Below are 8,830 nucleotides of genomic sequence, written 5' to 3' on the forward strand. Positions count from 1 at the left end.
ATGATGATTTTACGCCCTTCCGCAACATCATGAACGAGTTTTACGCCCGCGATACCAGCCGGAAAATCCGCTCCGTGTTCAAGTCCAAGGGCATGAGCGGCAAGCACCTGACCGGCACCATTATTTACGGCTATCTGTGGGACGAAAAACGGGAACACTGGCTTGTGGACGAAGAAGCCGCCGAAGTAGTACGCCGTATCTTTTCCCTGACGATGGAGGGCTACGGCCCCTATCAAATCTCCAAGCTGCTGTCCGAGGCAAAGGTTGAAATCCCCGCTGTCCATCTGGCCCGCTTTCACGAAGGAGTAAACAGGACGAAGCCGGTCAAAGACCCCTATGGCTGGGGATCATCCACCATTGTAAACATCCTGAAAAAGCGGGAATACCTGGGCCACACCATCAATTTCAAGACCCGCAAGCACTTTAAGGACAAGAAAAGCCACTATGTTGACGAAAGCGAGTGGACGATTTTCGAGAATACCCATGAGGCCATCATCGACCAGGAAACCTTTGACAATGTGCAGCGCATCCGGGCAAATGTCAGGCGCTACCCGGATGGCTGGGGCGAGGCCCACCCTCTGACCGGCCTGATGTACTGCGCCGACTGCGGCGGCAAGATGTATGTTCACCGAACCTACAACGGAAAACGCGATCCGCAGTTTACTTGCAGCCAGTACACCAAAGTCCCATGCGGGACGCTCTGCGGCACACAGCACCGCATCCGGGCCGAGGCCGTCCTGACCCTGATAACCGATATGCTCCGGGCCATCGCGGAGTATTCCAAAAATGACCGGGCCGAGTTTATCCGCACCGTCCAGGAAACGCAGGCCGCCCAGCAGACTGCCGACATCTCCAAGAAGCGAAAACGGCTGGCCGCCGCCCAAAAGCGGGCCGGAGAACTGGAAAAGCTGATCTGCAAAATCTATGAGGACAACGCCCTGGGTAAACTGCCGGACGCCCGGTATGAGGCCCTGGACGCACAGTATGCCAAAGAGCAGGACGCACTCAATGCGGAAATCGCGGAACTGGAAAAGGCCGTTACCGGCTATGAGCAGAGCCGGAAATCTGCGGAGAAGTTTATCGCCCTGATTGACAAGTACGAGAATTTCGACACGCTGACAAACACCATGCTCAACGAGTTTGTAGAGAAAATCCTTGTCCATGAACGCGCCCGCAAAGGCAGCCAGGACACCACGCAGGAGGTTGAAATCTACTTCAATTTTGTGGGCCGGTATATCCCGCCTGCCTTGCAGCCGGTTCCCCTGACCCCGGAGGAACAGGAAGAACTGCGGAAGAAGGAGGAACGCAAGGACAGGCTTCACCAGAACTACTTACGCCGCAAGGCAAACGGCAAGCAGAAGGAATGGGAAGAACGCTACAATGCCAAGCGCAAGGCCCAGGTGGAGGCAGCAAAGGCCGCGATCCGGGCCGAGGATATGGAAAAAGGCGTTTTTATCCCCGTCAGCCAGTTACCCAGGCAGGAGCCGCGCAAGGCCACCGTATCGGCCAGTGCCGCAGTTTAACCATCACAGTGCAAAGGAGGACGAACATGAACGAATTAGCTTACACCCGCTGTGGAGATTACTACATCCCCGACCTGAAACTTTCCGAGCAGCCGGAGGCTCCCATCGGCAAGTATGGCCGTATGCGGCAACGCTACCTGAAGGAACACCGGCCCGGTCTTTACAGCAGCTTGATTTTGAGCGAAAAGCTATACCCGCACCTGTTGGAGATTGACCGGGCGGCGCGGGAGCGCATGGACGCCATGCTGCCCCGCATGATGGAGGCGGCGGGCGTCACCGAGGAACTGAAAGCCCGTGACCCCATGCGCTGGGTGGGGTTGATGAACACGCTGAAAGCGCAGGTGGAGGAAATGATTTTGAATGAAATCATTAACGAATAACATACAAGGTCTCGGAAAAATCCGGGACCTTGTTATACGGAGGTTATAATTGTTTTTTATTAAATGCCCTGATTGCTGCCGCTAAAAATATCACAGATAAAACCACTGAAATAATAAATGGAATAAGAAACTCCGTCATGGTAATCTCTCCTGAAATCAGGTCAACATTTCGTGAAGTGAGGACAACCGGGTTAAAGGCAGACAACGGTTTTACAACACTTAAAACAGAGAACAGGGCTACAATCCCGCCAGTAAACAGGATGCTTGTAAAAGTCTGCTTGAATAGAACACAACCGAGTATGAGGATACTAAGATAGAGAAATCCAATCATCCACATAAAAAACGCAGACGGTACGACATTTGAAAGCGAAGCATCCGGCCAAAGGTAATATGTATATCCATAGGCCCCTACAAAACTCACCCAAAAACTAACCGTCATAGATACTGCTGCTACCGTGTACTTTGCCATAATCACAGATGGCCTTGCCAGTCCTTTTGTCACCAGCAGGAGCAATGTACCTTTGGAATACTCACTGGACATACAGCTTCCAAACAGAATGATAAATGCGCTAAATCCAATGCCAGATATGTTTTTAAAGAATTGCTGCCATGCGTCAAGGGCGACAGGTTCCTCGGTGATTTCTAATCCGGCTCCAAATGCAGCTATAATTTCCGGCGTGAATTTTGCCAGGAAAGCACTGGACATTCCGAAAATCGCAAAGATTGCAAACAGGATTAAAAAGCGATAGTTTTTAAGATTTTCTACAAACTCTTTTTTTACAAACGCAATATAGCCTTTCATTTTATCACCTCCAAAAACAGGCTTTCAAGCGACGGCTCCATAAGTTCCACCTTAATCGGCGCAATATCTGCTTCGGCCAAAGTGGAGAAGATGGTATGCTGGGCCTTTTTCATCTCCCGGCTGTGTATTACAATTTCCCGCCCCTTTTCTTCTGATCCGTTCAGAAGTGATTGGCCTGTCATGCATTCTTTGAAATGCTGCAAATCAGCCTCGGTTGAAAATTCAATCAACAGACTGTCATGGCTGTGCAGCGCCTTAATTTCTGATAGTGTTCCGCCAACAGCGATATTACCGTCATTCAAGAGTGCCACATGATCGCAAATGCGCTCAACATCGGATAAAATATGTGTTGAAAATAAAACTGTTGTTGTCCCACGAATTTTGTAAAGAATATCCAAGATTTCTTTTCTTCCTACCGGGTCAAGGGCGCTGGTAGGCTCATCGCAAATCAGCAGTTTAGGATCAGCCAATAACGCCTGTGCAATTCCAAGACGCTGTTTCATACCACGCGAATAACCGCCAACGCGCTTTCCTACACCATCAAGACCGACAAGGGAAAGCAGCTTTTTCCCTTTTTGAGAAATGATTTCTTTGGGAAGGCCAACAATTTCTCCGCACAGTGTAAGATACTGCATGGCAGTCATATAATTATAAAATTCCGGCACATCCGGCAAATATCCAATATACTGATTTGTTTTAGTCTGTCCAAAATTAACTGGCTTATTACACACAAGGATTTCTCCCTGATCGGGCTGCAAAAGCCCCAAGACCATTTTCATTGTTGTTGTTTTTCCTGCGCCGTTTTGCCCAATGAAGCCAAAAACGCTACCCTCTGGAACAGACATATTCAGATCTTTTATAATTTGCTGCTGCCCGAAACTTTTAGATAGATTGCGTATAGAAAGCACATTCATTTTTCCTCACCTCTCCCAAAAACAAAATAGATAATCGGGCCAAACATAAGAATAATCAGAGAGATTACAAGCCACATGGCCCTGTTCCCAAAGCGATAATGCGGATGCCGGAGAATATGCCGGACAGCGGCCACGGCAAGGATCACATCAATCACAAAGATGGGAATAAGAAGTGGAAACATTTCCTGCAACAAAGACATACCAATTTACCTCCTACTGTTATAATTCGTATCTGTATTTGCGGGGCATCGGTATTTTCACCTTATTATTCCCGCACAGGTTATATTACCATAATGGAAATAAAAAAGCAATACCCTCCCTTGACTTTTTGTTTCCACGGTGGTAATATTTTCACAAAAGGAGGTTGAACATGGGCAGCAAGAATTTGAATGAGAAGATTATGGAATGTATTTCAAATCCGGCCAAGAGCCGCCTGCTGATAGAAATAATGCGTCGGGGGGAAGTTACCGCGAAGTATCTGGCTGAAAAATGCTCGGATATTCCTCAAACTACACTTTATCGTAATTTAAAACGAATGACCGATGATGGACTATTGAAAATTGTTAATGAAACACCAATACGCGGAACGGTTGAAAAGACTTACGCATTAACTTTTGACCCGTCTGATCCTCCATCAGTTCTCGGAGAAAATTCCGGCGCCATTTATATGCAGATGTTCTTTCAGTATTTTTTAACCTTCGCCAAGATTTTTCAAGAATATTGCGAAACACCGGGAATTGATATAAAGATGGATCGGTCTGGTCTTAGCCTTTCCCATGTTTATTTGACGGATGAAGAACTGGAAAAAGTAGTATCGGATATTGCTCAAATCTTATATCCGCTGCAAGATAACAAACTAGAGCCGGATCGCAAATTAAGAACCGTTGGATTGATAATCTCCCCGGAGCATAAAGCAGACGAATAGAGAGAAAACGCCCTATGGATACAAGGGCGTTTTCTATTGACTTTATGTTTCCATAATGGTAATATTCTATTATCGGTAACAATGGAGATGTGTCATGAGCAATGAACGCGAAAATGCACTGGACAAAAAATTCCATGCACTATCAAATCAAACCAGACGGGAAATTTTAATGCGGCTAAACCAAAAACCCCACTCTGCGGGAGAGATTGCAGGATATTTTCAGATAACACCTGCCTCGATTTCTTATCATCTTTCCCTGTTGCTAAAGAGTGGCTTAATTTGCTGTCGTCAAGTAGAAAAACGGAGGATATATAGTATCAATCGCGGCTCATTGGATGAAGTGTATTTATGGCTTACAGGTCTGTATCAATCACAAATATAGGGGACAATTCTATGGGCTGGGATATTGATGTTCGAGAAAAAATATATTTGCGCCTTGCAAATGAGATTTTCTTTCGTATTTTACATGGAGAATATGCACAGGGAGAAAAACTCCCCTCTTACGCGGAACTCGCAAAAAAAGCAGGATGTAGCCCAGAAACTGTCAGAAAAGCGATCCGGGAGTTGCAGCAACAAGGAGTAGTTGAAAACTTAAGGGTGGGATATGCTGTTACTTCTGATAGCACCCAAATAACAGCTTATCGTCAACGCTATCTTATATCCATAAAAGAAGAATATCTTATTGCAAAAGCAAAAGTGGAAATTTAAAACAGCATATTGAAGCTATCCTGCCCCGCCAGACGGGGAAAGAAAAAACCGTTGCAGGGCAGGCAGTTTTGTACGCCCATAATGGATTTTCGGGGTACTGCGGCGGTTTTGAGTAACATCAAGGCCGCCGTTCCTTATGCCCAAAGAGTGACGACCCGGTTTCAACGGTGACGGCGGCTTTAGGAGGGAGCCGCCATGAAGCACACTGACCGCCGACAAATTCAGACGATATTTGCACTATCGTCAAAAAAATCCCGGCCACCGAACAGCCCCCGTCTGGCAGCCAGTGCGAAAATTGTCACAATGTAACTGAATACCGTGTTTTTTGCGCTCGAATAGCTTTCTGCTGTCCGGGCGCTTTTTCATACCTATGGGGCCGGAACATCGGGCCAGCATGGCCCGAACCCTGCCCCCGGTGTCGTTCCCCGCCGCCCCGTTCAGATTTTCCCGCAAAAATCTGAACGGAGGAAAGGCCGATGGAAGTCACCATCAATTACAATGGACAAGCTGTGGCCGTGGAGGTCACGCTGGAAGTCTATGAATTTCTTGACCGGGCCGACCACAAAGCCGAAAACCTGTCCCATGAGCAGCGGCGGCATTGGGATGGCCGGGAGTTTGACGAATACATAGTTGCCACCGAGGGCGTGGGTATCTACGGCGAAACGCCGGAGGAATACCTTTGCCGCATGGAAACGCTGGGCGAGCTGATGGCCGTCCTGGACACCTGCACCAAGGCCCAGCGCCGCCGGTTCCTGCTCTATGCCCTGGACGGGCTGAGTTTTTCGGAGATCGCTGCCCTGTGCGGCTGCTCCAAGAGTTCGGTGCAAGGCTCCATTGAAGCGGTCAGAAAAATTTTCAAAAAAATTTTGAGAAACCACCCATACGAATGACCCCTTTTCGGGCTACCAAGTGAAAGGGATTGTTTCCCTTATCCCAGCGGGAGGCGGACAGCGGACAAGCTGCCCGCCTCTCCTATTTTCAGGAGGTAAGCCTATGAAAACAATCAATCTGCGGTGGATTTATCCCCACTACCGGCATGACGAATTTGTGGAGGTCAGCGACGAGGTTTGGGAGGCCATGCGGCAGGCCCAGCGCGAGATGAACAACTATGAGCGCCGGAAGGTCTACCACCGCGCCTGGTACTCCCTGGACGCATATAGCTGGACGGAGAACTATGCGCTGGAACACGGCAGATCGCCGGAGGAAATCCTTTTGGAGCGCGAGGAACGGGCCGCCCGCCTGCGGCTGGTTGCCACCTTACCGGAGGCTCTGGCCCATGCCACTCCCACACAGGCCCGCCGCGTCCGGGCCTACTACATCGCCGGTATCAACCAGCCGAAAATTGCCCGGATGGAGGGCGTACACAGCAGCAAGGTCAGTATTGCCATCCGGCGGGGCCTGCGGAATATGCGCCGCTGCTATGACGGCCTTTTCCCGGCAGAGTGAGGGCGGGCCTATGCAGACGATCAACCTCAAGCAATATTACCCGTTCTGCACCGAGGACACCTTTGTGGAGGTGTCGGATGAAATTGTCGAGGCGTTCCTGCTGGACAAGCGGGCCGAGGCCGCCAGGGAGCGCAAGATGTACCGCTACAAGGCGTTTTACTCCCTTGACTGTGATGATGGGATTGAGAACGCCGCCATCGGCTGGGCGCAGCCATCGCCGGAGGATTGCCTGGTGGAAAAGGAGGCGCAGGCCGAATATGCCGAACTGCTCCGGCGGCTCTATGAGGCCATTTCCTCTCTGCCCCCAACGCAGGCCCGCCGCGTCCATGCCCGGTATATGCTGGGGATGAAAGTGAAGGACATTGCTGCGATGGAGGGTATTACCCCATCCCAGGCGGGGAAGTCCATCCATGCGGCGCTCCGGCGGCTGCGCCGGTACTTCATACGCCGGAAATGGACAAGCAGCCTATGAAAACCATCAACCTGAAAAAATACTACTACCCGATTTGCAAGAAGGACACCCTTGTGGAAGTGCCGGATGAGGTGGCAGACGCCATTGCGGAGGAAAGCCGAGCAGAGGACGCCAATGACGCCAAACAGCACTATCACTGTTACTCTCTGGACGCATCCCCCGGCATGGAAAACCATTTCCCGGAGCAGGCCGTTTCCCCGGAGGATTTTCTGATGGAGAAAGAAACGGAACGGGAACAGGAGGCCGCCCGCGCCCTGATGGTGGAACGGCTCCAGGAGGCCCTTGCCACTCTGACACCCCGGCAGGCAAGCTGCCTTCATGCCCGGTTTTGGGAGGGCAAGCCCTTCAAGGAGATTGCCGAGGCCGAGGGCTTTACCACATCGGCTGCCATTGTCACGGTACGCAACGCCATCATCAAGTTACAGAAATATTATATCAAGCGCGGCTGGATGGAGCCGCCAAAGGAGAAAGCGATATGCACAAAGAAATCACCACCCAAGCGAAACCGAAAAAAGACGAGCGCGAAGAAGTCCTGAAGGAGATCCGGCAGCTTGAGAACCGCCAGAAGATTTTGGAGAACAAGCAGCGCAACGAGGAACGCAAGGCCCGCACCCGCCGCCTGATTGAGCGCGGGGCCATTTTGGAGGGCGTTTTTTCTCTGGCCCCCGACCTTCCCGGCGTAGAGGTCAAAGCGTTTCTGATTGCCCTGTCCCATCTTCCGGGGGCGGCGGAACTGGCCGCAAAACTGCCGAAATCCGGGGACAAGCCGTAAGTCCCTTGTTTACAAGGGCGCACTTATACACCGTTGCCGGTGTCGTGCGCCCTGCCGGGGGCTGTTGCGTACTTCGTCCGCGATGGGGAGCTACACTCCCCAAACCCCTTGTGCGCCACAGGTCACGGAACATCCGCAAGCGGCTGTCCCGTCCCCTGCGGCCTGAATACCCCGCACCGAAAGGAGGCGATCCCCATAGATTTTTGCCACATCCCCGTCAGTATCATCAAGCGCAGCGAGGGCCGTTCCGCTGTTGCCGCAGCCGCCTACCGAAGCGGAACCAAGCTGACGAATGAATGGGACGGCCTGACCCACGATTACACCCGCAAAAGAGGCGTTGTCCATGCGGAAATCATGCTGCCCGCCCATGCCCCGCCTGAATTTTCAGACCGCTCCACCCTCTGGAACAGTGTGGAGCAGATCGAGAAAGCCAGGGACAGCCAGCTTGCCCGCGAGATCGAGGCGGCCCTGCCCCGTGAACTGTCCAGGGAACAGCAGCTTGCCCTTGTCCGGGCCTATGTGAAGGGCAACTTTGTGGACAAGGGGATGTGCGCCGACTTCGCCATCCACGATAAGGGAACCGGCAACCCCCATGTCCATATCATGCTGACCGTCCGGCCCTTAAAAGAAAACGGCGCATGGGGCGCGAAGTGCCGCAAGGCATACGACCTGGACGAAAACGGCCAGCGCATCCCGGACGAGAGAGGCGGCTGGAAGAACCACCGGGAGGACACCACCGACTGGAACGACAAAGGGAATGTGGAGATTTGGCGAGCAGCATGGGCGGCTTATACCAACCGGGCATTGGAGGCAGCCGGTCAGCCTGCCCTGGTAGACCACCGCAGCTACAAGCGACAGGGCATTGATAAAATCCCCTCTGTCCACCTG

At 51.4% G+C, this 8,830-nt stretch carries 14 protein-coding genes; 11 read left to right on the plus strand and 3 right to left on the minus strand.

Translation table 11 applies throughout. The annotated features are described in order from the left end of the window. Positions 1 to 1,523, plus strand: a 1,523-nt coding sequence (locus B5F87_RS19530) for a DUF4368 domain-containing protein (protein WP_087284212.1), incomplete at its 5' end; no start/stop codon positions are given. A gap of 26 nt (positions 1,524 to 1,549) precedes the next feature. Continuing rightward, positions 1,550 to 1,903, plus strand: coding sequence for a TnpV protein (locus B5F87_RS19535; protein ID WP_087162332.1), 354 nt, complete (start codon positions 1,550 to 1,552; stop codon positions 1,901 to 1,903). 43 nt (positions 1,904 to 1,946) lie between these two features. On the opposite strand, the gene B5F87_RS19540 is transcribed toward B5F87_RS19535, so the two are convergent. Genes B5F87_RS19540 through B5F87_RS19550 form a run of 3 tightly spaced genes read right to left on the minus strand, consistent with a single transcriptional unit; the run spans position 1,947 to position 3,819 of the window. Continuing rightward, positions 1,947 to 2,705, minus strand: coding sequence for an ABC transporter permease subunit (locus B5F87_RS19540; RefSeq protein WP_072849230.1), 759 nt, complete (start codon positions 2,703 to 2,705; stop codon positions 1,947 to 1,949). Continuing rightward, entirely contained in the window at positions 2,702 to 3,619 is a 918-nt protein-coding gene (locus B5F87_RS19545; protein WP_087162333.1) for an ABC transporter ATP-binding protein, read from the minus strand. The genes B5F87_RS19540 and B5F87_RS19545 overlap by 4 nt, the downstream gene beginning before the upstream one ends. Beyond that, complete coding sequence (locus B5F87_RS19550; RefSeq protein ID WP_087162334.1) at positions 3,616 to 3,819, minus strand: PLD nuclease N-terminal domain-containing protein; 204 nt, start codon at positions 3,817 to 3,819, stop codon at positions 3,616 to 3,618. The genes B5F87_RS19545 and B5F87_RS19550 overlap by 4 nt, the downstream gene beginning before the upstream one ends. A 170-nt stretch (positions 3,820 to 3,989) precedes the next feature. Here B5F87_RS19550 and B5F87_RS19555 point away from each other — a divergent pair, with 170 nt between their 5' ends. The 9 genes from B5F87_RS19555 to mobQ all read left to right on the plus strand — a co-directional run. Further along, positions 3,990 to 4,544 (plus strand): helix-turn-helix domain-containing protein, encoded by a 555-nt coding sequence (locus B5F87_RS19555; RefSeq protein WP_242964599.1) that lies wholly within the window; start codon positions 3,990 to 3,992, stop codon positions 4,542 to 4,544. A gap of 94 nt (positions 4,545 to 4,638) precedes the next feature. Next, the gene (locus B5F87_RS19560; protein ID WP_087162335.1) at positions 4,639 to 4,926 is read left to right on the plus strand and encodes a metalloregulator ArsR/SmtB family transcription factor; all 288 of its coding nucleotides are present in this window, start codon (positions 4,639 to 4,641) and stop codon (positions 4,924 to 4,926) included. An 11-nt stretch (positions 4,927 to 4,937) separates the two neighbouring features. Beyond that, positions 4,938 to 5,252, plus strand: a complete 315-nt coding sequence (locus B5F87_RS19565) for a GntR family transcriptional regulator (protein ID WP_158097114.1) — start codon at positions 4,938 to 4,940, stop codon at positions 5,250 to 5,252. 476 nt (positions 5,253 to 5,728) lie between these two features. Further along, a complete protein-coding gene (locus tag B5F87_RS19575; RefSeq protein WP_087284218.1) occupies positions 5,729 to 6,142 on the plus strand; it encodes a sigma factor-like helix-turn-helix DNA-binding protein in 414 nt (137 codons plus the stop codon). Positions 6,143 to 6,245: 103 nt separating this feature from the next. Next, a complete protein-coding gene (locus B5F87_RS19580; protein ID WP_087284221.1) occupies positions 6,246 to 6,698 on the plus strand; it encodes an RNA polymerase subunit sigma-24 in 453 nt (150 codons plus the stop codon). Between the two features lie 10 nt (positions 6,699 to 6,708). Beyond that, positions 6,709 to 7,170: a sigma factor-like helix-turn-helix DNA-binding protein gene (locus B5F87_RS19585; protein ID WP_087284224.1), complete on the plus strand. Its 462-nt coding sequence runs from the start codon at positions 6,709 to 6,711 to the stop codon at positions 7,168 to 7,170. Then, complete coding sequence (locus B5F87_RS19590; RefSeq protein ID WP_087284227.1) at positions 7,167 to 7,706, plus strand: sigma-70 family RNA polymerase sigma factor; 540 nt, start codon at positions 7,167 to 7,169, stop codon at positions 7,704 to 7,706. Before B5F87_RS19585 ends, B5F87_RS19590 begins: the two co-directional genes overlap by 4 nt. Beyond that, the gene (locus B5F87_RS19595) at positions 7,646 to 7,942 is read left to right on the plus strand and encodes a DUF3847 domain-containing protein (protein WP_087284230.1); all 297 of its coding nucleotides are present in this window, start codon (positions 7,646 to 7,648) and stop codon (positions 7,940 to 7,942) included. The genes B5F87_RS19590 and B5F87_RS19595 overlap by 61 nt, the downstream gene beginning before the upstream one ends. 189 nt (positions 7,943 to 8,131) lie before the next feature. Continuing rightward, a partial coding sequence (mobQ, locus tag B5F87_RS19600) for a MobQ family relaxase (protein ID WP_143405301.1) occupies positions 8,132 to 8,830 on the plus strand: 699 nt, incomplete at its 3' end.

Source organism: Eubacterium sp. An3 (assembly GCF_002159465.1).
Taxonomy (GTDB): domain Bacteria; phylum Bacillota; class Clostridia; order Lachnospirales; family Lachnospiraceae; genus Anaerobutyricum; species Anaerobutyricum stercoris.